Consider the following 24,039-nt stretch of genomic DNA (forward strand, 5'->3'; position numbering starts at 1 on the left):
CTAGCTAGGCCGACAGCTGCGGGTACAGCGCGGCCAGGTCTCCGGAGAGGCCCGCCTTGACCTGGCGGCTGATGTCGTCCGCCAGCACCTCGTACGCCCCGGCCTCCACGCCGTCGAGGGCGAGCGCGGCGACGTCCCGGGGGGCGGACTTGGGCCCGTCCACGTGCGCCGCCATGTCGGTGTCGACGTAGCCGACGTGCAGGCCCGTGACCCCGATGCCGCGGGCACCCAGCTCCAGGCGGAGCGAGTTGGTCTGCTGCCACAGGGCCGCCTTGGTGGCGCTGTACGAGCCGGCGACACCGATCCAGGACAGGACGGAGTGGACGTTGAGGAGGTGCCCGCCGCCGTTGCGCTCGACGATTGGCACGAAGGCACGGGTGACGAGCAGCGGTCCGTAGAAGTTGGTCTCGAACTCCCGGCGTACGTCCTCCACCGCGGCGTCCAGGAAGGAGTGCGCGCCGACCGAGATGCCGGCGTTGTTGACCAGGACGGTGACGTCCTGGGCCTGTGCCGCCGCGGCGGCGACGGACGCGGGGTCGGTGACCTCCAGCGCGAGGGGTACGGCGTCGGGGTGCGTGACGCTGCGCGGGTCGCGGGCCGTGGCGTACACCTTGGCGGCGCCCCGGGCGTACAGCTCCTCCACCAGCGCCTTGCCCAGACCGCGGCTGCCGCCGGTGACCAGTGCGACAGAGTTCTTGATCGACGTCATGCCCATCTCCCATTCGGAAACCGATCTGTTTCCCCTCACCGTAAACCGATCGGTTTCCCGTGGCAAGCCCGCCGGGGTGCGCTGGGGTGCGATCGACAAGGACGGCGGGCGGAGACGCCCCGCTGCCGGTACGGCGTGAGCGGGCGGCCGTGAGCGGGCGGTGCGAGCGGGCGGTGCGAGCGGGCGGTGCGAGCGGGCGGTGTCCGGCGGGGCGGGGAACGGCCCGAGCGCATGGATTCGCCGTTCCCCGCTCCCGCCGGTCGGCCCGCCACCGCCACGCGGCCAGGTGACGTGCCGGTCCGTGGGATCCGTCCTCGGCGGAGGTGTCCGGATCCCGATCCTGCTTCCGACCCTGCGGCGCCGGGCCCGTGCGGGCCAGCCGGAAGGGTCCGGCCGGGTGAGGCGATGCACGGGCGGCACGGCCTCGGGACGGGCGGCGCGGATTCGGCACGCGCGGCCCTCTCACCACACGACGTCGGCGACCTGCGGGAACTCCCGACGCGGCGACGGAAGTTGCATGGTGATGTGGGAAGCTGTGCCCGGCCGTGTGCGGACCGAGGCCGTGACGGCCGTCGAGAGGAGCTCAGCGTGACACAGGACGGCGTCGAGGCCGTGAACATCGACACCAGCAAACCGCACCCCGCGCGGATCTACGACTACCTGCTGGGCGGCAAGGACAACTACGAGGTGGACCAGCAGGCCGGTGACCGACTCGCCGCCGCGGCACCCGAGGCGCGGATCGGTGTACGGGCCAACCGGGCCTTCCTCCAGCGCGCCGTCCGGTACGTCGTCGGCAGCGGTGTCCGCCAGATCCTGGACATCGGCACCGGGCTGCCCACCTCTCCGAACGTGCACGAGGTCGCGCAGTCGGTGGCTGCGGACGTCCGCGTGGCCTACGTCGACAACGACCCGATCGTGGCCGCGCACGGCAACGCCCTGCTCAGCCGGTCCGGTACGACCCGCATCGTCCTGGGCGACCTGCGGGACCCGCGGTCGGTCCTGGACCACCCCGACGTCCGCCAGCTCATCGACTTCGACCAGCCGGTGGCCCTGCTCCTCGTCGCCATCCTGCACTTCCTCACCGAGGCGGACCGGCCCGCCGAGATCGTCGCCACGCTGCGCGACGCGTTGCCCGCGGGCAGTTTCCTGGTGCTCTCGCACGCCACCGGCGACTTCGCCGACCGCAGTGCCGCGCAGGCCGTGTACTCGGACGCGACCGCCTCCCTGAACCTGCGCACCCGCGCGGAGGTGGAGCGGTTCTTCGAGGGCTTCGACCTCGTCGAACCGGGTCTGGCCCAGGTGCCCTTCTGGCGCCCGGACGCCCCGCCGCCGCAGCACTCGGCGGAGATCGGCTTCTACGGCGGCGTGGCCCGCAAGACCGCCTGACCGACGGGCCCGCGCCCGATCCGCGCGGCGCGCGGCCCGACGGCACGACGATGACCGGCTCCCCCCGCGCACGATCCTCGCGGCGCGCGACCCGACGGCACGGCGGTGGCCGGCTCCCTGGCCTCGCCCTGGGCGGGGGCGGCTGCTGAGCGGGCGGGGCGGTCCGGCGGGCCCACCCGGTTCGCCGGCGATCCTCTCGGCCTCGGCGCGCTCGCGAGTACGGGCCCCGACCCGGCCGGATCCCACCGGGCGGGAGCCCGCCACGCCGTACGCCCCGCCACGGGGCCGGATCCGCCGCTGCACGTCCCCGGACCGCATGCTCCGTACGCCCCGCTTCCCGCCCCCCCCGTCCGCTTGGTGGGCATCCGCCGCTGGTGCCACGCTGGGGGGAGAGGTGTCCGATGAGGGACGCTGGAGGGTCGATGGGTCGTGATGTCCCGGCGCTCGTCTTCACCCGCGAGGACCGCCGCCGGTACCGGATCAAGATGCAGGAGTGCCTGGACGCCTTCGCGCTGATGCTGCGCGAGGCACGGTTCGAGTCGGAGCGACCACAGGTCGGCCTGGAGATCGAGCTGAACCTGGTCGACGACGACGCCGAGCCGGCGATGCGGAACAGCGATGTGCTGGAGGCGATCTCCGACCCGGCCTGGTCCACCGAGCTGGGCCGGTTCAATCTGGAGATCAACGTGCCGCCCCGGCGGCTGACGGCCGGCGGTCCGGACGCCTGGGAGTCGGAGATCCGGTCCGCGCTGAACCACGCCGACCGGCGGGCCCGCTCGGTCGGTACCCGCCTGCTCATGATCGGCATCCTGCCCACGCTGCGGCAGGAGGACATCGGCGAGGACACCCTGTCGGAGAATCCCCGCTACCGCCTGCTCAACGACCAGGTCTTCGCGGCCCGCGGCGAGGACCTGCGCATCGAGATCGACGCGGCGGACCGGCTGCGCACGTACGCGGACACGATCACCCCGGAGGCCGCGTGCACGAGCACGCAGTTCCATCTCCAGGTGTCCCCGGAGGAGTTCGCCGGCTACTGGAACGCGGCGCAGGCGATCGCCGGGGTGCAGGTGGCGCTCGCGGCCAACTCCCCGTTCCTGTTCGGCAAGGAGCTGTGGCACGAGACGCGGATCCCGCTGTTCGAGCAGGCCACCGACACCCGCCCGGAGGAGATCAAGGTGCAGGGGGTACGGCCCCGGGTGTGGTTCGGGGAGCGGTGGATCACCAGCGTCTTCGATCTGTTCGAGGAGAACCTGCGGTACTTCCCGGCCCTCCTGCCCCTGTGCGACGAGCAGGACCCGGCGGAGACGCTGGACCGCGGCGACATCCCCGAGTTGCCCGAACTGACCTTGCACAACGGCACGATCTACCGCTGGAACCGGCCGGTCTACGCCGTCGCGAACGACCTGCCGCACATCCGGGTGGAGAACCGGGTGCTGCCCGCCGGACCGACCGTGGCCGACACCCTCGCCAACGGCGCCTTCTACTACGGCCTCACCCGTGCCCTGGTGGAGGAGGACCGGCCGGTGTGGTCGCGGATGTCCTTCTCGGCCGCCGAGGACAACCTGCACGCCGCCGCCCGGCACGGCATCGACGCGCTGCTGTACTGGCCCGGGATGGGCGAGGTGCCGGTGCCGGAGCTGGTGCTGCGCCGGCTGCTGCCGCTCGCGCACCGCGGGCTGGAGCACTCGGGCATGGACGCGGCGTGGCGGGAGCCGCTGCTCGGCGTCATCGAGCAGCGCTGTGTGACGGCACGCAACGGAGCGGTGTGGCAGAAGGAGATGTTCCATCACCTCGCCGGCACCACGCACGCCGGCCGGCACGAGGCGCTGCGCCGGATGACCCAGGTGTACATCGACTACATGCACCTCAACGCGCCGGTGCACACCTGGCCGGTCGACTGATGCGGGGCGGCCGTCCGGTCGCCGGGTGGTCACCGGCCGCGCGGACCGGTCAGCCGGAGGACGGTGATCGCGGTGCGAGGACGCTGACGGCCCTGTCGAACGCCGAGTCGCGGTCGTGCGCGAACTCCTCCTCGGTGAAGACCGGTTCGGAAAGCCGGGGCGGGATGCCGGTGCCGTCGAAGGTGCGGCCGGTGCGGGTCGGGTACTCCTCGTTCGGGAGGACGAAGAGCATGCCGTCGGCCAGGTACCGCGTCATCACGTCCGAGAAGACGCCCTGGGTGGGCCGGCCGATCCGCACGGTGCGGCCGGGCCGGTCGAGCAGGGCCTGGGTGAAGGTCTCGCCGGCGCTGACGGTCGATCCGCCGGTGAGGACGGCGACCGGGCCTGTGTACCGGGTCGCGGCGGCGGGGACGACGGGCACGGGTTCGGGGCGGGTGTGCCGGGTGGGGTCGGCCGGATCATCGCGGACGCGTTTGGCGTAGGCGGTGCAGGGCGTGTCCGTCAGCCGTGCGGCGATGCGCAGGCCCAGGGCGTCGGAGCCGCCACCGTTGACGCGCAGGTCGTTGATCAGGCCCTTGAGGTGCCGGGTGCGGCCCGGGGTGAGGACGGTGTCGAGCGCCCGGTCGAGTTCCGCCCGTTCCGCGGTGTAGGGCGCGTCGGCGCCGGCGTAGCCGCCGAAACCGGAGATCCGCAGGTAGCCGAGGTCGCCGCGCAGGCCGGCGTAGGTGATGCGCCCGGCGGCGAGGTCCTGGAGGCCGGTGGCGTCCTTCAGGTCGCGGGCCAGGATGAACTCCTTGACCCTGGCGTCCAGTTCCTTGCCGGGCGGCTCGGTGCCGGGCCGTACCCCGGCGAAGACGCGGTCGCCGTCCCTGACCGCGACATGGGCGTCGTGCAGGGGGCGGAGCATGCGGCTGAAGATGTCGAAGAGTCCGGCCCTGGTGGTGTTCCGGTGGACCTGCGGACGGTACCGGTCGCGGACGGCGTGCCAGTCGACGCCCTTCTGCGCGAAGAAGGGGTAGTTCTCCTCGAAGGTCTGCCAGAGCACGTCGAAGTCGGCGCGCGGGTCCGTGGCGGGCGGCCGCGTGCAGGCGGCGGGCAGGGCCCGGGTCCGGGTCAGCCGCCGGTGTCCGGCCGAGCGGTCCGCGGCGAGCCGGGCGTGCGCGCGGTCGGGGGTGGTCCGCACGGTGAGGGCGGTGCCGTCCGGGGTGGTGTAGGTGCCGGGGCCGGTCTGCCGTGCGGAGTCGCCCTCCATGCAGCTGACGGCCGTGGTCTGGTATTCGCGCAGGGCTCCCCCGCCGAGGACGAGCAGGGTGCCGTGGCCGTCCATGCGCCACACGCCGTCGGTGGCCGACGGCGGGTCCTGTGGCGCGGCGGACGCGGCGGAAGCCGCGGGCAAGGCGGTGGCGGCGAGGGTCAGGGCGGCCACGGCGGCTGTGACGATGCGCACGAAGAGGGGCCCTTCCGGGGCGGGCGGTCCGCGGAACACCACCGTGTCCGAGGTCCGGGTCCCCCCGTCATCCGGTGAACCGGTGAACCGACCGGGGGGACGACCCCCGGGCGCCCGCCCCTAGTTCCGGGCCCCGGCCGGCCGTTCCAGGTTCGCCCCGGGGCATCCCGGCACGTCCGGCAGATAGGCCTTGGCCCACTCCGCCAGTGTGCGCAGGGCGGGCTCCAGGGCGGCGCCGGACTCGGTCAGCCGGTAGGACACACGCAGCGGGGGACCCTCGTCGACCTCGCGCAGGACGAGGCCGGCCGCGCCGAGCTCGGCGAGCCGGTCGGAGAGCATGCGCTCGCTGATGCCGGGGATGGCCCGCCGCAGGTCGGCGAAGTACGCGGGCTGTTCGACGAGGACGGCCACGATCGGGCCGCTCCAGCGTTTCCCGAGCAACTGAAAGACACGGGTGATGCCGTCGTCCACCCGTTTGCACGCCGCGCTGTCGTGGTTCTGCTCCGCCGCCATGCCCCTAGCTTACTACCCCGCCGTAGGGGGCTGAAGAAAAGTAAGTGAGTGTGTTAAACATAGTTCTGAACGAAACGTGAGCCGGCGTCATCGGCGCCCGGTCGTCCTGCCCATTTCTGGAGAAATCCCCATGCCCACCCTGCTGCACATCGACTCGTCCGTGTTCTCCACCGAGGCGTCGGCTTCCCGCGCCGTGACGGAGGCCTTCCGCAAGCACTGGGAGGAGCAGCACCCCGACGGCACGGTCATCTACCGGGACCTGGCCGCGGAACCCGTGCCGCACCTCTCGGCGCAGGCGCACGTCGCCGGCTTCGTCCCCCCGTCCGCGCACTCGCCCGAGCAGGCCGCCGTCTTCGCGGAGCGCGTCAAGCTGATCGAGGAGCTGGAGCGGGCCGACGCGGTGCTGATCGGCGCCCCGATGTACAACTACACGATCCCGTCGACCCTCAAGGCCTGGCTGGACAACGTGATCCTGTTCGGCCGCACCGCGGGCGAGACCCCGTCCGCCAAGGGCACCCCGGTGACCGTCGTCGCCAGCCGCGGCGGCTCCTACGCGCCGGGCACCCCGCGCGAGGGGTACGAGTACGTCCAGAACTACCTCACGGCCGTCCTCGCCGACGCCCTGGGCATGGACCTGGACTTCATCGTCCCGGAGCTGACCATGGCCCCGCAGAACCCGGCGATGGCCGAGCTGATCCCGCTGTACGAGGCCTCCCGGGACCAGGCCCTCGTGGCCGCGGCCGGCAAGGCCAAGCAGCTCGCGGAGCGCCTCGCGGCCTGACGCTCCCCGTACCGCACGACAGACCCCGGGCACGGGCGGCCCGGGGTCGCGCGCGTGCGCGCGGCCGGCCGGAGCGCGCTCAGGCCAGGACCAGCACCAGCGGCACGCCCGGGCACGGCACCAGCCGCAGACCGTCGTACCCACCGGGCCGTCCGGCGGTGAGGAGTTCACCGAAGTCCGGGCCCTTGGTGAGGGAACCCGCCAGGTGGGCGGGGTCGGCGGAGGCGGCGACCCGGCCGCGGGCGTTCACCAGTCGGGCCGGCCGGGACAGGCACCGCAGCAGCGGGAGCACGGCCGCCTCGAAGTGCCGCAGGTACACGTCGGCCGCGGCCACTCCGGCGAACCGCCCCTGGATCCGCACCGGTTCGGACAGGGTGAGGCTGTACTCGTCGGAGCAGAGATAGTCCACGTACGGTCCGGCGACGGCCCGGCGCCCGGTGTCACGGGGCAGCGTGAACCAGTCCCAGTGGGTGTAGTCGGAGTAGGCCGACCGTCCGGGGTCGAGATCGAGCAGGAGCGGGCGTACGGCGCCGTCGGCGCCCGCCTGCCACCACTCCAGCCAGGCCGGCACGTCGGCCAGCAGGCCGGGGGCCGCGACGAAGCCGACGCCGGAGACCAGCTCCTCGTGGTTCAGCCGCCGGTGCAGGCCGGGGCGCAGCGCGGCGAGGTCGCGGCTGGCGGGCCGGCGCCCCTCGGCGGCCACCCGCTCCAGCAGGGCCGCGGTCTCGGCACGGGTGGCGGCGACCGACGCGAAGACGGCCTCCAGCGCGTCGCACACCCGCGCGGCCACCCGGGCCTCCGCGTCCGTCGCGACAGTGGCGAGCCCGGCGCTGACGCCCATGGTGTCCTCCAGCGGACGAAGAACCGGACGCGGCGCGGTCAGAGGGTGAGGCGTACGGCGACGAGCCGCGCCGTCGACTCCCTGACGCACCGCTCGGCCAGCGTGCCGGCCGTTTCGTGCGCCCCATCCTGCACGGCGGAGACGACAGCGCGATGACGGTCCGCAACTTCTTCACGATATGCGTCGTCGGCCAGGACGAGACAGAGCAGGGCGCCCACCTCGCTCTGGAGGGCGACCTGTTCGCGGGTGAGCCGGGCGGACTGCGCGGCGGCGGCGAGTTCGACGTGGAAGCGGCCGTACAGCCGGCTGCGCGCCGCCGCGTCCTCGGCGTGCGCCAGTTCCTCGACCGTACGGCGCAGGGGCTGGAGGTCCGCGGGTTCGGTGCGGTGGGCGGCGAGCCGGGCGGCGGCGCCGGACAGGGCGGCCCAGTGGTCGCCGAGGTCGCGCAGTTCCTCGGTGCTCCAGCCGCGCAGCCCTGCCCGGAGCCGGTCGTCGGCGGGGACCTCGGGCAGGGAGACGAAGCTGCCACCGCCGCGGCCCCGGCGGGTGGTGACCAGGCCCTGCTGCCGCAGCGCCATGAGCGCCTCGCGCAGGGTGACCGTGGAGACACCGAGCTGTCCGGCCAGTTCGCTCTCGCCGGGGAGCTGCTCGCCGTCGGCGAGGAGGCCGAGCTCTATGGCGTCACCGAGGCGGCGGACGACGGCGTCCACACGGGCCCGGCTGTCCACGGGGCTGAAGACCGCCTTGCGGGCGCCTCCGTCGATCTCGTGCTGCCTCACGGCCATCACCTCGTGCGTTGACTCAAGCTTTACCTTAAGGGGACCTTGAGCTATGACCTATGACTTCATATGTTTACGGTCAACGTTCAGCGCGCCAGAAAGGTTCCCGTATGGAGGGGATGGCCATCCGGCTCCAGGGTCTGCGGAAGTCGTTCGGCGGGACCACCGCCGTCGACGGGGTCGACCTGGAGATCCGGGACGGCGAGTTCTTCTCGATGCTCGGCCCGTCCGGCTCCGGGAAGACGACGGTGCTGCGGCTCGTCGCCGGCTTCGAGACCCCCGACGAGGGCCGGATCGAACTCGCCGGACAGGAGGTCACCGGCCTCGCCCCGTTCGAACGGGACGTGCACACCGTCTTCCAGGACTACGCCCTGTTCCCGCACATGACGGTCGAGCAGAACGTCGCCTACGGGTTGCGGATCCGCCGGATACCCAAGGCGGAACGCCTGGTCCGCGCCCGCAAGGCGCTGGCCGAGGTCCGCCTCGACGGCTACGGCCAGCGGCGGCCCGCCCAGCTCTCCGGCGGGCAGCGCCAGCGCGTCGCGCTCGCCCGCGCGCTCGTCGGCCGCCCCCGTGTCCTGCTCCTGGACGAGCCGCTCGGCGCGCTGGACCTGAAGCTGCGCGAGCAGATGCAGGTCGAACTCAAGGCCATCCAGCGGGAGGTGGGCATCACCTTCGTCTTCGTCACCCACGACCAGGAGGAGGCCCTGACGACGAGCGACCGGATCGCCGTCTTCGACCAGGGCCGCATCGCCCAGGTCGGCACCCCCGCCGAGATCTACGAACGCCCCGCGACGCCCTTCGTCGCCTCCTTCGTCGGCACCTCCAACCTGCTCGAAGGCGAGGCGGCCCACCGGATCACCGGCTCCGCGGGCACCTACAACATCCGTCCGGAGAAGATCCGCGTCCTGAAGGAGTCCGCCGAGGCCGACGAGCCCGAGCACGCCACGGCCACCGGCACCGTCGCCGAGGTCGTCTACCTCGGCGACGCCACCCGCTTCCTGGTCGACCTGGACGGCGGCGGCCGGCTCACCGCGCTCCAGCAGAACCTGGAGACCTCCTCGGCGGACGTCGCCGCCTACCGCGGCACCCGGGTCCGCCTCCAGTGGCACCGCCGGCACGCCGTCCGGCTCCCCTCCTGACACCGTCCCCCTCCCCCTGGAGAACGCCGTGCGTCTCACCCGTACCCTGCGCGCCTCGGCCGTGTGCGCCGCCACGCTGCTGCTCGCCGCCGCCTGCGACTCCTCCGGTGCCGGCGGTACCTCCGCCACCGGCCTCAACCCGCCCGACCTCAAGGCCCCCACGAAGCTCGGCAAGACGGAGGACCAGGTCAACCTCATCGCCTGGGCCGGCTACGTGGAGGACGGCTCCAACGACCCCGAAGTGGACTGGGTCTCCGGCTTCGAGAAGCAGACGGGGTGCCAGGTCCACTCGAAGGTGGCCGCCAGCTCGGACGAGATGGTCAAGCTGATGAAGACCGGCGAGTACGACGCCGTCTCCGCCTCCGGCGACGCCTCGCTGCGCCTGATCGCCTCCGGTGACGCGGCCCCCGTCAACACCGGCCTGGTCCCCCATTACAAGGACATCTTCAGCGGGTTGAAGAACGGTGCCTGGAACTCCGTCAAGGGGCAGATGTACGGCATCCCGCACGGCCGGGGCGCCAACCTGCTGATGTACAACGCCGCGAAGGTCAAGCCCGCGCCCACCTCCTGGTCCGCCGTCTTCGACGACGCCGCGCGGTACAAGGGGCACGTCACCGCGTACGACTCGCCGATCTACATCGCCGACGCCGCCCTGTACCTCAAGGCCGCCAAGCCGGAGTTGAAGATCAAGGACCCGTACGCGCTCGACCAGAAGCAGTTCGACGCGGCCGTGGCGCTGCTGAAACAGCAGAACGCGAACGTCGGCGAGTACTGGGGCGACTACTTGAAGGAGGTCTCCGCCTTCAAGAGCGGGGACTCGGTCGTCGGCACGACCTGGCAGGTCATCGCCAACCTCGCCGCCTCCGAGGGCGCGAAGGTCAAGGCGCTGGTCCCGAAGGAGGGTTCGACCGGCTGGTCGGACACCTGGATGGTCTCCGCCAAGGCCAAGCACCCCAACTGCGCCTACAAGTGGCTGGACTGGATCGTCTCCCCCAAGGTCAACGCGCAGGTCGCCGAGTACTTCGGCGAGGCTCCCGCCAACTCCAAGGCGTGCGCCGAGACCAGCGACAAGAACTTCTGCACGGTCTACCACGCCGCCGACGAGAACTACTGGAAGAAGATCGCCTTCTGGAACACGCCCATCGAGCAGTGCCTCGACGGCCGCACAGACGTCCGTTGCGTCCCGTACGCCAAGTGGGTGCAGGCCTGGACCGAGATCAAGGGCTGAGCCGTGACGACCGATCTGCCGACCGCCGCCGGCCGGGGCACCGTCCGGCGGCTCGCCGGAGCCCTCCACCGCAGACCCCGGCTGCGGCTGGCCCTCCTGCTCACCGCCCCGCTGCTGTGGCTCGCCGTCCTCTACCTCGGCTCGCTCGCGGTGCTGTTCGTCTCCGCCTTCTGGACGACGGACTCCTTCACCTCCCAGGTGGTGAAGGTCTGGTCGACGGACAACTTCCACGCACTGTTCACGACACCGGTCTTCCGTCAGGTCGTCCTGCGCAGCGTCGGGGTGGCCCTCGCGGTGACCGCGCTGTGCGCGGTGATCGCCTTCCCGGTCGCCTTCTACACCGCCCGCGTGGCCCGGCCGAAGTGGCGTCCGCTGCTCGTCGTGGCCATCCTCACCCCGCTGTGGGCGAGTTACCTGGTCAAGGTGTACGCCTGGCGGCTGATCCTCTCCGAAGGCGGCCTCGCCGACTGGATGCTCGCGCCGTTCGGACTGAGCGGCCCCGGCTACGGCCTGCCCGCCACGGTCCTCACCCTGACGTACCTCTGGCTGCCGTACATGATCCTGCCGATCCACACGGCGCTGGAACAGCTCCCGGCCAGTCTGCTGGACGCCTCCGCCGACCTCGGGGCACGGCCGGGACGGACCTTCCGTTCGGTCGTCCTGCCCATGGTGCTGCCCTCGGTCGCCGCCGGCTCGGTGTTCACCTTCTCGCTCAGCCTCGGCGACTACATCACCGTGCAGATCGTCGGCGGCAAGACCCAGCTGATCGGCAACCTCGTCTACTCCAACATCGAACTCAACCTGCCCATGGCCGCCGCCCTCGGCACCGTGCCCGTGGTGGTGATCGTCCTGTACCTGCTGGCGATCCGCCGCACCGGCGCCCTGAACAGCCTGTAGTGCGCCCGCACACCCGTCGGAAGCTGGAGGAGAAGAGCGCCATGCACCTCAGCCGCACCGCGCGCACCGCCCTGCGCATCGGCGCCGGGCTCGGCTTCGCGGTGATCTACGTCCCGCTGCTGCTCGTCCTGGTCAACTCCCTGAACCCGGACCGCAGCGCGAGCTGGCCGCCGCCGGGCCTCACCGTGCGCTGGTGGTCGGTGGCCGCGCACAACTCCGGTGCCCGCGAAGCCCTGTGGGTGTCGGTGAAGGCGGGGCTGGGGGCGACCGCCGTCGCGCTGGTCCTCGGCACGCTGATCGCGTTCGCCGTGGCCCGGCACCGCTTCTTCGGCCGGGACACGGTGTCCTTCATCGTGGTACTGCCGATCGCGCTGCCCGGCATCGTCACGGGCATCGCCCTCAACTCGGCCTTCGGCACGGTGCTGGAGCCGCTCGGCGTGGGGCTCGGGCTGTTCACCGTGATCGTCGGGCACGCCACCTTCTGCATCGTCGTGGTCTTCAACAACGTGGTGGCCCGACTGCGCCGTACGGCCGGCTCGTACGAGGAGGCGGCCATGGACCTCGGCGCGACCAGCTTCCGCGCCTTCGTGGACATCACCTTCCCGCTGGTCCGCTCCGCGCTGCTGGCGGGCGGCCTGCTCGCCTTCGCCCTGTCCTTCGACGAGATCGTGGTCACCACGTTCACCGCGGGGCCGGGCATCGAGACCCTGCCCATCTGGATCTTCGACAACATGACCCGGCCGCAGCAGGCTCCGGTGGTGAACGTCGTGGCCGCCGTCCTGGTCCTGCTGTCGGTGATCCCCATCTACCTCGCCCAGCGGCTGTCGGCGGACACGGCGACGTCCAGCCGGGTGTGAACGGCGGCGACACCCGCGCGGTGCGGGCCCCGGGATCCGGGCTGGTGCGAACCTGCGCGCATGAAGAACCCTCCCGCCATCACCCGTTACGTCGACCGGGTCACCGCCGGCCCGGGCGGCGCGATGACCGACGAGGTCGGCGTCATCACCGGCGACCTCACCGTCGCGACCATCCTGAGCTCCGACGGCCACAGCGTGCGCGTCGTCGTCCAGCACTCCGGCGGCGACACCTGGTACACGCTCACCGGCAGCCCCGCCCCCGTGCCCGCCGGTCAGCTCGCGTCCTACCACCGGGACCTGCTCGGCCGGATCCGCCGCGGGGGCGGCACCCGGGCCACCTGAGCCGGCGCGCCCCGGGCAGGCCGGCCCGCTTCCCGGGTTTCGGCGCGGGCCCCCGGGGGATTCGGTGCGCGTGGTCTCGTACGGAGCGGAGCAGCGCGTGTACCTGCCCGCGCTGTGGGCCGGCTGGCTGACCCAGACCTTCGTGCACTGGGCGTACCCGCCCGAACAGGTCCAGCGCCTGCTGCCCGACGGTCTGGTGGTGGACACGTTCGACGGCGCCGCGTGGGTGAGCCTCACCCCGTTCGTCATGGCCGACGTGCGCCCGCCCGGGCTCCCGCTCGCGCTGCCCTCGTTCCCCGAGACCAATCTGCGGACCTATGTGCGCGACCGGAACGGCCGGGACGGGCTCTGGTTCCTGTCCATCGAGGTGTCCTCCCCGGTGATGCTGGCCGCCCGCGCGGTCGGGGTGCCGTACCACGTCGGCCGCCTGGAGGTGGCGCGCCGCGGGGACACCGTGGTCTACACCGGCGCCCGGCACAGCGGCGGGCCCTCGTACGAGGTGGCCGTCCGCCCCGGCGAGCCGGTCCGGCCCGGCGCCCGGGACGTGTGGCTGACCTCGCGGTGGCGGGCCTTCACCCGGCGGCTCGGCGCGCTGTGGGAGACGCCCGTCGAGCACGCGCCCTGGCCGGTGCGCGAGGCACGGCTCGACACCGTCGAGGAGACCCTCACCCGGGCGGCGGGGCTGCCGCCGCCCACGACCGCACCGCTCGTGCACTACTCGGACGGCCTGCACAAGGTACGCCTGGGCATCTCGCACCCCGTACGGCCGGCGCGCGGCCGGGGTGCGGGCGACGGCCCGCCGGACGCACCGCGTCCACGACCCCACGGCACCCACGAAGGAGGCGCCAGATGAACCGCCCCGCCACCCCCGTCCCCCGGAACACGGGCGGCGCTGACATGAAGCTGCTCGGCATCTACCTCAACGACCACCTCGCCGGCGCCACGGCGGGCACCCAGCGGATCGGCCACCTGGTGCGGTCTGCCCGGGGTTCCGCGCTCGGCAGAGCCCTCCGGCCGGTCGCCGCGGAGATCAGCGAGGACCGCGCGGCACTGCTGGACATCATGCGGGACCTGGACGTGCCGGTGCGGCGCACCAAGGTCTGCGCGGGCTGGGCGGCCGAGAAGGTGGCACGCATGAAGCTGAACGGGCGTCTGGTACGGCGTTCTCCGCTCAGCACCGTCCTGGAGCTGGAGGCGATGCGGCTGGCGGTCGAGGGCAAGGCCGCGGGGTGGCTCACCCTGCGCCGGCTCGCCACGACCGACAAGCGCCTGGACCCCGGCCGGCTCGACAGCCTCCTGGAACGGGCCCGGCGCCAGCAGGACACCGTGGAGGAGTGGCGCCGGCGCCAGGCGGACACGGCCCTGCGCACGGCCGGCCCCGCCACCACGTGACCCTCCGCGTCCCGGCCGGCAGGCCCCGGGCACCCGTCGGCACGCCCCCGCGCGCACACTCCCGCACTCCGACCGGCCGGTCCCGGTGCGAGGCGGTGCGAGGAGACTCCGGCCGACCCGCGCGGGACCGTGCGGGTCCGTAGGCTGGCAAGGCCCGAAGCTCGTCCGGGAGACCGGCCCGCAGGCAGGAGACGGTCGTGATCGAACTGGCCGCGGTGTTCGCCGTCGCGGGAGCGGCGAGCAACGCCGTGGGCACCGCCTTCCAGCGCAAGGTGGCGTCCGTCTCCCAGGGCAGCGGGATCCGGCTGGTCGCGGAGCTGGCGCGGCGGCCAGCCTGGCTGATCGGCATGGCCGGGGTGGTCTGCGCCGCGCTGTTCCAGAGCCTGGCCCTGGTCAACGGCCCGCTCGCGCTGGTCCAGCCGCTCTTCATCCTGGAACTGCCCTTCGCGCTGCTCGTCGCCGCCCCGCTGATGCACCGGCGGCTGCCGCCCTGGGGCTGGTGGGGGGTGGGCGGCTGCGTGGCCGGGCTCGCGCTGCTGCTCGTCGCCGCCGCCCCGCACGGCGCCACCGACCAGGCGCCGCTCGTCCGCTGGATCCCGGCCCTGTGCCTGTGTCTCGGCGTCATGGCCGGGACCGTCCTGCTGGCCGGCCGGGGGCGTCCGCCGGCCCGGCGCGCCGCGCTGCTGGCGGCCGCGTCCGCGACCGGCAACGCCCTGACCGCCGCCCTGCTGAAGTCGGCCTCCGGCACGTTCGCCGACCACGGCTTCGCGGCGTTCCTGCGGTCGTGGCAGACGTACGGTTTCGCGCTGGCCGGGGCGGCCTCCGTGGTCCTGCTGGAGAACGCGCTCCAGGCCGGCCCGCTGGCCGCCGCGCAGCCCGCGCTGACCATCGGTGACGCGGTGGTGAGCCTGGCCCTGGGCGTCTTCCTGTTCGGGGAGCGGATCCGGACGGGCTGGTGGCTCGTACCGGAGCTGTGCGGGGGCCTGCTGATCGTGGCCGGCGTGCTGGTCCTCAGCCGGGCCGTCCAGCGGATCGTCATACTGCCGATCCCGGCCGGGGAGCGGCACCCCGCGACGTGAGGCGGCTCGGGGCCCCCGGTCAGCGGCGGTGCGGCACGCGCCGGCAGGGCTCGAAGCCGACGCGGTCCGGGAGCGCAGCGCGCACGCGTACCCCGCCCCGGCCAGGGCGGCCCCGAGGGTGCGCGGACCCTGCTCGGCCCGCTCCACCACGTCAGTCCCCGTCGACCACGGCACGGGCGTAACCGGTCTGTTCCGGTGAACGGCGCCGGCGCCGGCGCGTCCGACAGCCGGTACGCCCGCGCGGTCTCACTGTTCGGCCCGCACCCGGTGCCGGCTCATGACGGAGACCCGGTTGAAGGCGTTGATGGTGACGGCCACCCAGATCACAGCGGATATCTGGTCGTCGGTGAGGGCATCCCGCGCCGCCGCGTAGGCGGCGTCCTGCGCGGCGGTGTCGGCCGGGGCCGTGGTCGCCTCGGCGAGGGCGAGGGCGGCTCGCTCGGCGGGCGTGAAGAGTTCGGTGTCGCGCCAGGCGGCGAGCACGCCGAGGCGCTGCGGGGTGTCCCCCGCCCGCAGCGCCGCCCGGGTGTGCAGGTGCAGGCAGTAGGCGCAGCCGTTCAGCTGGGACACACGGAGGTTGACCAGTTCCACCAGCACGCGGTCCAGGCCCGCGTCGGCGGCGACCGCGCGCACCGCCTCGGACGTCTGCACCAGCGCGTGGTACGCCTTGGGGCTCTGCTTGTCGATGTAGATCCGCCGGTCGGCGCCGGCCGGGACGGGACTGGTCAACCTGGGCTCCTCCGGGTGACAGAATTTGTTGAACGTGAAACTATCATGACTGGCCCGGAGGTGCGGAGTGTAGCGGGGCCCGGTCAGCCGGTGGAGCAGGTCAGGTCGCCAGGCGGGAGGTGGCCGGTCGCGAGGTAGCTGTTGACCGCGCCGTCCACGCACCGGCTGCCGAAGACGCCGTACACCGCGTGCTGGTCCGCTCCGCGCAGGGTCACCAGGCGGGAACTGGGCCAGTTCCGGCGCACCGCCTCCGCCATGGGGTAGACGGTGCGCGGGTCGCCCGTGGCGTTGACGAGCAGGGCCGGCAGGTCGTCGCGGACCGTCGTCGGGCGTTCGCGCGGCGGCTGCCAGAACGCGCACGCGTTGATGTTGTACGTGACGGGCGCGAACAGCGTGTCCCGGCTCCCGGCGCGCCGCAGATCGCGCCAGTACGTCTCCGGGTCACGCGGCGCGGCCACGTCCCCGCAGAGGATGGAGGTCTGCGCGCTGCCGTAGGCGGACTCGTGCCCGGTCAGCGTGAACTCCAGCGCCGAGGCCAGCCACGGCGAGGGGGTGACCCGCCGGCCCTCGGCGGCCCGCCGCAGGTCCCGGACACCCCGGGCGAAGTCGCCGTACGCCGTGGGGTTGTCCTGCGAGAGGCCGTTGAAGACGACGACGGGCAGGACATGGTCGTCCACCCGGTACCCGCCGACGCGCAGGGGCGTGCGGGCGGAGGCCGACCGGACCGCCTCCACGGCGGCCAGCACGGCGCTCCCGGTGCGGCCCAGCCCGTAGGCCGCGTGGTGGGCGGCCGTCCAGTCGGCCCAGTCGCGCAGGGCGTGCCGGTTGGCCTCCTCCGTGCCCCGCAGCAGCCGCGGACCGTAACGGGCGGGGTCGGCCACGCCGTCCAGGACGACCCGGTCGGTGCGCCGGGGGAACATCGTCGCGTAGACCTGGCCGAGGTAGGTGCCGTAGGAGTAGCCCAGGTAGGAGATCCTGCGCTCGCCCAGCGCCGCCCGGATCACGTCCATGTCGCGCGCGGTGTTCCGGGTGGTGGCGTACGGCAGCAGGTCACCGGCGTGGGTACGGCAGCGGCGGGCGAGGTCCGCGGAGAGGGCGACCACGCGGTCGAAGGCGGCGCGGCCGGTGCCGGCACCGCGGATCATGCTGCCGGTGGGCCAGTGGCAGTCCAGGGTGGTGCTCCGGCCCACGAAGCGGGGGTCCACGCCGACCACGTCGTAGCGTGCGGCCACGTCCTTCATGGCCGCCCGCACCCACGGCGGATCGCCGAGCGTCTGCCCGCCGGGGCCGCCGCTGTTGAGCAGCAGCGCGCCGACGCGGTGGGCGGTGTCGGTGCCCCTGATCCGGGATATCGCAACGGTGATCGTACGGCCGTCGGGGCGGGCGTAGTCCAACGGCACGGTGACGTCGGCGCACTGGGCGCCGGCCCGGTCGAGTTCCTTTCCGGTGGCGTCGTCGGGGCCGAGCCGGCAGCTCTTCCAGTGCAGGTGCTGGTGGTGGTAGCGGGCGAGGGGGTCGGCGTCCGGCCGGGCCGCGGCGGCCGACGCGGGCGCGGTGCCCAGGGCCAGTGCGCCCGCGAGGGAGAGGGCGACGGCCGCCGGGGCCCGGGACAGGAGGCGGCGTGGGAAGGCGGCGCGGATCATGCGGGGGTCCTTTCGGCGGACGGGCTCTCGCAGAGGGCCTGGTCGACGATGTCGAGGAAGTCCTGTTCGGCCTGGAGCGTGGCGGGCACCTCGTTCAGGGCGACGGCGACGGCACGGCCGTCCGGGCCGGTCGCGACCAGCGCCCGGTGGCCGCCGGGCACGGTCCCGGCGTGTCCCCACCAGCTGCCGCCGCAGGACAGCGGTGAGGAGATCAGGCCGAGCCCGTAGCGGGCGCCGGGCCAGAGCCGGTCGGGGTCGGCGGCCACCGTGCGCCGCATCTCGGCGCGTTGCGGCGCGGGCAGCAGCCGGCCGGTGAGCAGCGCGCGGGCGAACCGGGTCAGGTCGGCCGGCGTGGACACCAGGGCCCCGCCGACCCCGCCGAAGGTCGTGTTCCAGGCGGTGCCGTCCACCCGGCGGCCGTCGTCCCCGGTGAAGTAGCTGTGCGAGTGCGGGCCCCGGACGCGGGTCTCGTCACCGGGCCAGTACGTGCCGCGCAGTCCCAGGGGCGCGATGATCCGGCGGCTGATCTCCGTCTCCGGGCTGTGGCCGGTGACCTCGCGCACGATCAGCCCGGCGACGAGGTAGTTCGTGGTCGCGTAGTGCCAGGTGTGCTCCGGGCGCGGCAGCCGCAGGGCGCGAGCGATGAGCCGGCGCGGCTCGAAGTGGCGGTACCGCAGTCGTTCGATGTGCTGCCACTCGGGTGCGTCGAGGTAGTCGGGCAGTCCGCTGGTGTGCTGGAGGAGCTGCCGCACGGTGATCCGGCGGCCGTCGTACGCGCCGCCGCGGATCAGGCCCGGCAGGTAGCGCTCGACGGGGGCGTCCAGGGACAGCCGCCGCTCGGCGGCGAGTTGCAGGACGACCGTCGCGGTGAACGTCTTGGTGACGCTGCCGACGCGCAGCCGGTCGGTGGTGTTCATGGGGCGGCCGGTGCGCAGCTCGGCCACGCCGTCGGTCGCCGTCCAGCGTGCGCAGGGGGCGTCCGGGTCGGCGCCGGTGACCAGGACCGCGGCGCCGGCGATCCGGTCGTGCGCCACGAGGTGGTGCACGGACCGGCTCAGCGCCGGGTGCGGGCCGCAGGCGCGGGGCGCGTCCCGGGACGGCTGCGCGGCGGCGACCGGGGCCACGGCCGTGGCGACGGCCACCAGGCAGGCCGTGGCCAGGGCGGCGAAACCGGTGCGCCGACGCCATGCGGAACCCGGTGGACGGGACACGGAGCTCGGTAAGGAGATCGACATGTCCCCTGACGCTAGGCACCGCCCGGGCCGCGCTCACTCCGGCTGGCAGGCGATTCGGGGCGGGGGGCAGCACCAGCGCGCGCCCGGAGGCGGGCCCCCGTACGCGCCGCACACCTCTCGAACAGTTGCACCAAGGGTGAACGGCGGGCGTTGTGCCGTATCCGGAACCCGGGGCTGACACCCTGGACGGGACGAGGGGGTCCGCTCATCGCTGCGGGGGGGGGGGCAGGCGTGACGGTTGAGGGCAGCGGCTCCGCCCGCAGGACACCGCGGCACGTGGCCTGCGTGATGGACGGCAACGGCCGCTGGGCGGCGCGGCGTTCACTGCCGCGTACGTCGGGTCACCTGGCGGCGGAAACGACGGTGATCGACGTCATCGAGGCGGCGCGTACGGCCGGCGTGGAGTGGCTGAGCCTGTACGCGTTCTCCACCGAGAACTGGCAGCGCCCGAGCACCGAGGTCGACTTCCTGATGCGGCTGGTCCGCCGCGTGGTGCGCAAACACGCCGCGCTGCTGCACGCGCGCGGGATCCGCTGCCGGTTCCTCGGGGTGGCGGATCCCCGTATCCCCCCGGCACTGGCCCGGGACTTCGCCGATCTGATGACCCTGACCGGGGAGAACCGGGGCATGACGCTGACCGTCGCCTTCGACCACGGCGGGCGCCGGGACATCGTGGCGGCGGCACGGTCCCTGATCCGCACCGGAGTGCCGGCCGAGGCCGTGGACGAGCGGAGCTTCGCCGCTCATCTGCCCTTTCCCGACACGCCCGATGTGGACCTCGTCATCCGGACCTCCGGGGAACAGCGCATCTCCAACTTCATGCTCTGGCAGGTCGCCTACGCGGAATGGATGTTCCCGCCGGTGCTCTGGCCCGACTTCCGCGCGCCGCACTTCGTGGAGTGCCTGCGCGCCTACCAGCAGCGCGACCGCCGCTTCGGCGGCGTGGCGCCCGACGCGAACGGAGAGCGACGACCGTGACGGACACGCGCAGCAACGGCCCCGGGAACACCGGCACCGAGGCCGGTGTCGGCGAACTCTTCGGCGAGGGCAGTCAGTTCCACGCGTTCTTCAACGATCCGCGCTGGGCGCTGGCCATCATCCGGGGGACCGTACTGGAGGCGGCGCACCCGCAGGTCGGCGGAGCCCTGATCGACAACTCCACGTTCGTGACGCACCCGTGGCGACGGCTGCGCAACACGCTCGTGAGTCTTCAGCGCATGTTCGGGCCCGACGACGAGGTACGGCGCAGGGAGGCGACCCGGCTCAACCGGCTGCACGCCCGGCTGCGCGGCACCGACGCGCACGACCGGCCGTACGACGCGATGGATCCCGAGGTGCGGGCCTGGGTGGTCGCGACGCTCTTCGAGAGCAGCGTCACGATGTGCCGCCTCAGCGGGCAGCCCCTGGAGCAGGACGCCATCGAGCGGCTGTACGCCGAGTTCCGGGCCTACCTCGCCGTGCTGGACGGTGACGCCCGTCATCTTCCGCCCACCGTCCGGGAGTTCTGGCCGTACTACGACCGGGTGGTCGAGGAGCGGCTGGAGAACACGGAGGCGATGCGCGTCATCCTCTACCGGCTCTTCGACCATCTGCCCGCGCCGCCGCTGCTGCACGGTCTGCCCACGCTGTGGGCGGCCGGCCGCGCGCTCGTCGGCCCGCTCATCGGTGTGATCACCGTGGCGTCCCTGCCGGAGCCCTTCCGCAGGCGCGCGGGCCTCCCCGAACTGCCCGGCGCCCAGACCCTGATGCAGAGCGCCTACCTGGCCGTCGGCCTCGCGCGGTTCCTCCCCGACGGCCTGCTCCGGACCGATGCCGTCGTCGACCTGCTCTCCCTCTCCCCCGGCAGCGACGACCCCCGGGCCCGGACGATCAGCGCGCTGCGGGACCGGATGAAGCGGGCCGGGGCCCTGGTCCGGCTGATCACCCCCCTGCCGTCACAGGAGCCGGACCCCGACGCGGGAAGCGTGGCGCGGCGGAGCGCGGAGGAGTTCTTCGCGGCGGTGCTGGACCAGACCGGGGACGGCTATCTGGACTGGCCCGACCTCGCCGCCATGGCCCGGGAACTCGCCGGCCGACTCGACCTGGACGAGCCGGAGGAGACGCGGCTCTACGACGCCTTCGCCGACTGGTGGCGGGAACTCCAGGCGGCACTCGACACCGACGGCGACGGCCGCGTCAGCGCCCGGGAGTACGCGGCGGCCGTGCCCTCGCTCGCCGGTCCCGCCCTGATCAGGGTCGCCGAGGTCCTCTTCGACGTCACCGACGCGGACGGCGACCAACACGTCGACGCGGACGAGTACCGGGCGCTGTTCCGCACCGGGTTCCGGCGGGACACGGCCGGCACGGACGGCACGTACACGCGGGGCGCCTTCGTGCGGGACTTCCTGGCCTTCATGTCGGGCCGGGAGCGCTCCACGCCGTACGACCCGCCGCTCGCCGACGCCTGACCGGCGGCCCCGGTGCGGCGGCCTCCGTCAGCCGAGGCCGAGGGCGCTCAGGGTGTGCTCGGCCATGCGCCGCTCGCCGAGGGCGTTGGGGTGGACGGGCACGACGTTCTGCCCGAACAGCAGCGGCTCGATCCACCGGGTGCCGACGGCCTGGCAGGCGTCGTGCCCGGCCGAGACCTCGGCGAAGTCCACGTAGACGGCCCCCGTCTCCTCGGCGGCGCGCCGGACCACGGCGTTGAGGTGCGCCTGGAGGGCGTGCAGGTAGGGCACGTCGCCGGTGGCGACCGGCAGCCTGGCGAAGCAGGACGGGTCGGCGGTGGCGGGCGTGATCCACGGGTAGCCGAGCACCGCCACCCGGGCCTGGGGAGCCTTGGCCCGGATGCCGCGCAGGGCTGACTTCAGCGCGGGATAGGTGTGGGCGTCGATCTCGTCGTCGAAGGACGTGCCGTACCGGTCCTCGCAGGGACTGCCCTGGCCGCCGCTGAGGATGCCGGCGGTGCCGCAGGCGGTGATGGCGTTGATGAAGGTGCCGTTGTCGTTGCCGCCGATGGTGAGGGTCACCAGGTCGGTGCCGGCGGTGACCGCGTCGGCCTGGGGGGCGACGCCGGGGTACTGGGCCTCGGTGAAGTCCTTGGTCTGGGCGGCGCCACAGGTCACGTCCGTCAGCCGGGCCGCGGTCCGGGCGGCGATGACGTGGGGGTAGTTGGCCGTGGAGCGCAGGCAGAGCGGGCTGGTGAGGTCGACGGGGAGGACACCGGAGGCGGCACTGTAACTGTCCCCGAGAGCGGCGTAGTTCAGGGGCGTGGTGGCCCGTGCAGGGGCCGTGCCGAGGCCGAGGCCGAGGACCAGTGCGCCGACGGCCGCGCAGGCCGCGGTGAGGACGCGACGCAGGGTGGGTATGGGCATGCGGTGCTCTCCCCTCTCGGGACAGGACACAGGGCGGACGGGCAGGGCGGTGCCGTGGGCATGGCGGTGCCGTCGGCGTGGTGGGGTGTGGGGTGTGGGGGACCTGGCGGAGCACGAGAACGGGGCGGCTCGGTCAAACCGAGGGCGTGCGGGGGGGCCGACCAGAGGGCTGGGCGTGCGGGGACGACCGGAGGGCTGGGCGTGCGGGACGACGCAACGGGCGTGCCGGGGCGACCGCGTGTTGCGGGCGTGGGGTGGCGGCGGGGGGTTACCGCGGGGTGCTACCGCTAGGTAATGTGAGGCCGCCGCAGCGCCGAGTCAACATGGCCGACAGAACTTCTTGAAAGTCGGAGCGCACTGATAGGGCGGGCGTTTCGGGGGCACTCGAAGGACAGGAGCCCCGTCATCGGCTGGAGGCACGTCATGATCGCCCTCGGCATCATCCTGCTCATCATCGGTTTCCTCACCGGCATCTCGATCCTGTGGACCATCGGCGTCATCCTGCTGGTGGTGGGAGCCGTCCTGTGGATCATGGGGTCCATGGGACACGCGGTCGCCGGCCGCCGTCACTACTGGTGACCGGCCGCTCCGGACGAGCGGCCACCAATGAACCCGCCCGGCGGACGCGCGCTCAGCGCCCGCCGGGCGGCGCGTGCGGTCCTCGGCGCCCGGGGCGACCAGGGCCCGCACGACTCGACGACGCCCCGCCGGATGTCACGGCCCGTCAGGAGCGGGCCGCCGGTCACCGGCGGGGCGCGTACGCGTCCGTCGCTGCGACCAGCGCGTCCGCCATGCCCGGGGCGCCGACGGTGTGGCCGACGTCGTCCACGATCACCAGTTCGCTGCCCGGCCAGGCGTGGTGCAGCCGCCAGACGATGCCGAGAAGGTTGCCGAAGTCGAGGCTGCCCTGGACCAGGGTGCCGGGAATGCCCTTGAGCCGGTGGGCATCACGGAGCACCACGCCGTCGCGCTCGGCCGCGTTCCCACCGTTGCCGCCGCCACCGTCGCCGAGGAAGTGGCCGTTGCCCCAGTAGTGCGTGACGGTGCGGGCGAAGCCCTGGCGGAAGACGGGGTCCTCGAACCGGCCGACGGAGCGTGGGGGCGCCGGGATCGTGGCCGTCTCCCAGTCGGTCCAGGCCCGCGCCGCCCGCTCCCGGACCTCGGGGTCGGCGGATTCGAGGAGCCGGTTGTAGGCGGCGGCGAGGTTGCCGTCCCGGTCCTCGGCAGGCAGGCCCGCCAGGAAGGCGTCGAAGGCCGCCGGGAACAGTCTGCCCAGCCCGCGGGTCAGCAGTTCCACCTCGGCGTCGGATCCGGTGGCGACCCCCGTCAGGACCAGTTCGGTGACGGCACCGGGGTGGGTCTGGGCGTAGCGCAGCGCGAGGACGGAGCCCCACGACACGCCCCACACCAGCCACCGTTGGATGCCCAGGTGCCGGCGCAGCAGCTCCAGGTCGGCCAGGAGGTGGCTCGTCGTGTTGACGCTCATGTCGGTGTCGTGGCGGCTCGCGTGCGGGGTGGACCGGCCGCTGCCGCGCTGGTCGAGCAGGACGATCCGGTAGGCGGCCGGGTCGAACAGGCGGCGCGCGTACGGGGTGCGGCCGGAGCCCGGTCCGCCGTGCAGGACGAGCGCGGGTTTGCCCTCGGGGTTGCCGCAGGTCTCCCAGTGGACGTGGTTGCCGTCGCCCACGGCGAGCATGCCGTGGGCGTACGGCTCGGTCTCCGGGTAGAGGGGCATCCGGGCACCGTAGCGTCCGGGCCCGGGTCGCGGACCACGACCGGCGATTT

Annotated in this window: 24 protein-coding genes; 14 read left to right on the forward strand and 10 right to left on the reverse strand. The window is 73.3% G+C overall.

Features of this window, described 5'->3' with window-relative positions; translation table 11 throughout:
* Nucleotides 1-4: 4 nt before the first annotated feature.
* Nucleotides 5-709 (reverse strand): SDR family oxidoreductase, encoded by a 705-nt coding sequence (locus tag IE294_RS18940; protein ID WP_189887581.1) that lies wholly within the window; start codon nucleotides 707-709, stop codon nucleotides 5-7.
* Between the two features lie 588 nt (nucleotides 710-1,297).
* On the opposite strand from IE294_RS18940, the gene IE294_RS18945 reads away from it, so the two are divergent.
* Together IE294_RS18945 and IE294_RS18950 are read left to right on the forward strand one after the other, a co-directional pair.
* A complete protein-coding gene (locus IE294_RS18945; protein WP_189887583.1) occupies nucleotides 1,298-2,095 on the forward strand; it encodes an SAM-dependent methyltransferase in 798 nt (265 codons plus the stop codon).
* 422 nt (nucleotides 2,096-2,517) lie between these two features.
* Complete coding sequence (locus IE294_RS18950; protein WP_189887585.1) at nucleotides 2,518-3,996, forward strand: glutamate-cysteine ligase family protein; 1,479 nt, start codon at nucleotides 2,518-2,520, stop codon at nucleotides 3,994-3,996.
* A 49-nt stretch (nucleotides 3,997-4,045) separates the two neighbouring features.
* On the opposite strand, the gene IE294_RS18955 is transcribed toward IE294_RS18950, so the two are convergent.
* Both IE294_RS18955 and IE294_RS18960 read right to left on the reverse strand, forming a co-directional pair.
* Nucleotides 4,046-5,443, reverse strand: coding sequence for a S41 family peptidase (locus tag IE294_RS18955; RefSeq protein ID WP_189887588.1), 1,398 nt, complete (start codon nucleotides 5,441-5,443; stop codon nucleotides 4,046-4,048).
* Nucleotides 5,444-5,563: 120 nt separating this feature from the next.
* Nucleotides 5,564-5,956, reverse strand: coding sequence for a winged helix-turn-helix transcriptional regulator (locus IE294_RS18960; protein ID WP_189887589.1), 393 nt, complete (start codon nucleotides 5,954-5,956; stop codon nucleotides 5,564-5,566).
* 130 nt (nucleotides 5,957-6,086) lie between these two features.
* On the opposite strand from IE294_RS18960, the gene IE294_RS18965 reads away from it, so the two are divergent.
* Nucleotides 6,087-6,737, forward strand: coding sequence for an FMN-dependent NADH-azoreductase (locus tag IE294_RS18965; protein WP_189887591.1), 651 nt, complete (start codon nucleotides 6,087-6,089; stop codon nucleotides 6,735-6,737).
* Nucleotides 6,738-6,816: 79 nt separating this feature from the next.
* On the opposite strand, the gene IE294_RS18970 is transcribed toward IE294_RS18965, so the two are convergent.
* Both IE294_RS18970 and IE294_RS18975 read right to left on the reverse strand, forming a co-directional pair.
* Nucleotides 6,817-7,578 carry a cache domain-containing protein gene (locus tag IE294_RS18970; protein WP_189887593.1) on the reverse strand — a complete coding sequence of 254 codons (762 nt, stop codon included), beginning with the start codon at nucleotides 7,576-7,578 and terminating at the stop codon, nucleotides 6,817-6,819.
* 38 nt (nucleotides 7,579-7,616) lie between these two features.
* A complete protein-coding gene (locus IE294_RS18975) occupies nucleotides 7,617-8,357 on the reverse strand; it encodes a FadR/GntR family transcriptional regulator (protein WP_373315831.1) in 741 nt (246 codons plus the stop codon).
* A 110-nt stretch (nucleotides 8,358-8,467) separates the two neighbouring features.
* On the opposite strand from IE294_RS18975, the gene IE294_RS18980 reads away from it, so the two are divergent.
* From IE294_RS18980 to IE294_RS19015, 8 genes are all read left to right on the forward strand, one after another.
* Nucleotides 8,468-9,499 carry an ABC transporter ATP-binding protein gene (locus tag IE294_RS18980; protein ID WP_189887597.1) on the forward strand — a complete coding sequence of 344 codons (1,032 nt, stop codon included), beginning with the start codon at nucleotides 8,468-8,470 and terminating at the stop codon, nucleotides 9,497-9,499.
* 28 nt (nucleotides 9,500-9,527) lie between these two features.
* Nucleotides 9,528-10,727: an ABC transporter substrate-binding protein gene (locus tag IE294_RS18985; protein WP_189887599.1), complete on the forward strand. Its 1,200-nt coding sequence runs from the start codon at nucleotides 9,528-9,530 to the stop codon at nucleotides 10,725-10,727.
* A gap of 3 nt (nucleotides 10,728-10,730) precedes the next feature.
* The gene (locus IE294_RS18990; RefSeq protein ID WP_059262431.1) at nucleotides 10,731-11,624 is read left to right on the forward strand and encodes an ABC transporter permease; all 894 of its coding nucleotides are present in this window, start codon (nucleotides 10,731-10,733) and stop codon (nucleotides 11,622-11,624) included.
* 41 nt (nucleotides 11,625-11,665) lie between these two features.
* Nucleotides 11,666-12,481: an ABC transporter permease gene (locus tag IE294_RS18995; protein WP_189887601.1), complete on the forward strand. Its 816-nt coding sequence runs from the start codon at nucleotides 11,666-11,668 to the stop codon at nucleotides 12,479-12,481.
* A gap of 60 nt (nucleotides 12,482-12,541) precedes the next feature.
* Nucleotides 12,542-12,823 (forward strand): hypothetical protein, encoded by a 282-nt coding sequence (locus IE294_RS19000; RefSeq protein WP_189887603.1) that lies wholly within the window; start codon nucleotides 12,542-12,544, stop codon nucleotides 12,821-12,823.
* 97 nt (nucleotides 12,824-12,920) lie between these two features.
* Nucleotides 12,921-13,676 carry a YqjF family protein gene (locus IE294_RS19005; RefSeq protein ID WP_189887859.1) on the forward strand — a complete coding sequence of 252 codons (756 nt, stop codon included), beginning with the start codon at nucleotides 12,921-12,923 and terminating at the stop codon, nucleotides 13,674-13,676.
* A complete protein-coding gene (locus tag IE294_RS19010; RefSeq protein ID WP_189887605.1) occupies nucleotides 13,673-14,215 on the forward strand; it encodes a hypothetical protein in 543 nt (180 codons plus the stop codon). Before IE294_RS19005 ends, IE294_RS19010 begins: the two co-directional genes overlap by 4 nt.
* 197 nt (nucleotides 14,216-14,412) lie before the next feature.
* A complete protein-coding gene (locus IE294_RS19015; protein WP_189887607.1) occupies nucleotides 14,413-15,294 on the forward strand; it encodes a DMT family transporter in 882 nt (293 codons plus the stop codon).
* Between the two features lie 246 nt (nucleotides 15,295-15,540).
* On the opposite strand, the gene IE294_RS19020 is transcribed toward IE294_RS19015, so the two are convergent.
* From IE294_RS19020 to IE294_RS19030, 3 genes are all read right to left on the reverse strand, one after another.
* Nucleotides 15,541-16,023 carry a carboxymuconolactone decarboxylase family protein gene (locus tag IE294_RS19020; RefSeq protein WP_189887609.1) on the reverse strand — a complete coding sequence of 161 codons (483 nt, stop codon included), beginning with the start codon at nucleotides 16,021-16,023 and terminating at the stop codon, nucleotides 15,541-15,543.
* Nucleotides 16,024-16,106: 83 nt separating this feature from the next.
* Nucleotides 16,107-17,666 carry an alpha/beta fold hydrolase gene (locus IE294_RS19025; protein ID WP_189887611.1) on the reverse strand — a complete coding sequence of 520 codons (1,560 nt, stop codon included), beginning with the start codon at nucleotides 17,664-17,666 and terminating at the stop codon, nucleotides 16,107-16,109.
* Nucleotides 17,663-18,808, reverse strand: coding sequence for a serine hydrolase domain-containing protein (locus IE294_RS19030; RefSeq protein ID WP_189887861.1), 1,146 nt, complete (start codon nucleotides 18,806-18,808; stop codon nucleotides 17,663-17,665). The genes IE294_RS19025 and IE294_RS19030 overlap by 4 nt, the downstream gene beginning before the upstream one ends.
* Nucleotides 18,809-19,132: 324 nt before the next feature.
* On the opposite strand from IE294_RS19030, the gene uppS reads away from it, so the two are divergent.
* Nucleotides 19,133-19,879, forward strand: coding sequence for a polyprenyl diphosphate synthase (gene uppS, locus IE294_RS19035; RefSeq protein ID WP_268252798.1), 747 nt, complete (start codon nucleotides 19,133-19,135; stop codon nucleotides 19,877-19,879).
* The gene (locus IE294_RS19040; protein WP_189887613.1) at nucleotides 19,876-21,348 is read left to right on the forward strand and encodes an oxygenase MpaB family protein; all 1,473 of its coding nucleotides are present in this window, start codon (nucleotides 19,876-19,878) and stop codon (nucleotides 21,346-21,348) included. The genes uppS and IE294_RS19040 overlap by 4 nt, the downstream gene beginning before the upstream one ends.
* A 27-nt stretch (nucleotides 21,349-21,375) precedes the next feature.
* Here the strand turns inward: IE294_RS19040 and IE294_RS19045 are convergent, their stop codons facing one another.
* Nucleotides 21,376-22,254 carry an SGNH/GDSL hydrolase family protein gene (locus IE294_RS19045; RefSeq protein ID WP_189887615.1) on the reverse strand — a complete coding sequence of 293 codons (879 nt, stop codon included), beginning with the start codon at nucleotides 22,252-22,254 and terminating at the stop codon, nucleotides 21,376-21,378.
* A gap of 423 nt (nucleotides 22,255-22,677) precedes the next feature.
* Here IE294_RS19045 and IE294_RS19050 point away from each other — a divergent pair, with 423 nt between their 5' ends.
* Nucleotides 22,678-22,833 (forward strand): DUF6131 family protein, encoded by a 156-nt coding sequence (locus IE294_RS19050; protein WP_189817976.1) that lies wholly within the window; start codon nucleotides 22,678-22,680, stop codon nucleotides 22,831-22,833.
* A 163-nt stretch (nucleotides 22,834-22,996) separates the two neighbouring features.
* Here IE294_RS19050 and pip read toward each other — a convergent pair whose 3' ends face one another.
* Nucleotides 22,997-23,989: a prolyl aminopeptidase gene (gene pip / locus IE294_RS19055; protein ID WP_189887617.1), complete on the reverse strand. Its 993-nt coding sequence runs from the start codon at nucleotides 23,987-23,989 to the stop codon at nucleotides 22,997-22,999.
* Nucleotides 23,990-24,039 lie beyond the last annotated feature (50 nt).

The organism is Streptomyces canarius (genome assembly GCF_014650735.1).
In the GTDB taxonomy this organism is placed as follows: Bacteria; Actinomycetota; Actinomycetes; order Streptomycetales; family Streptomycetaceae; genus Streptomyces; species Streptomyces olivaceoviridis.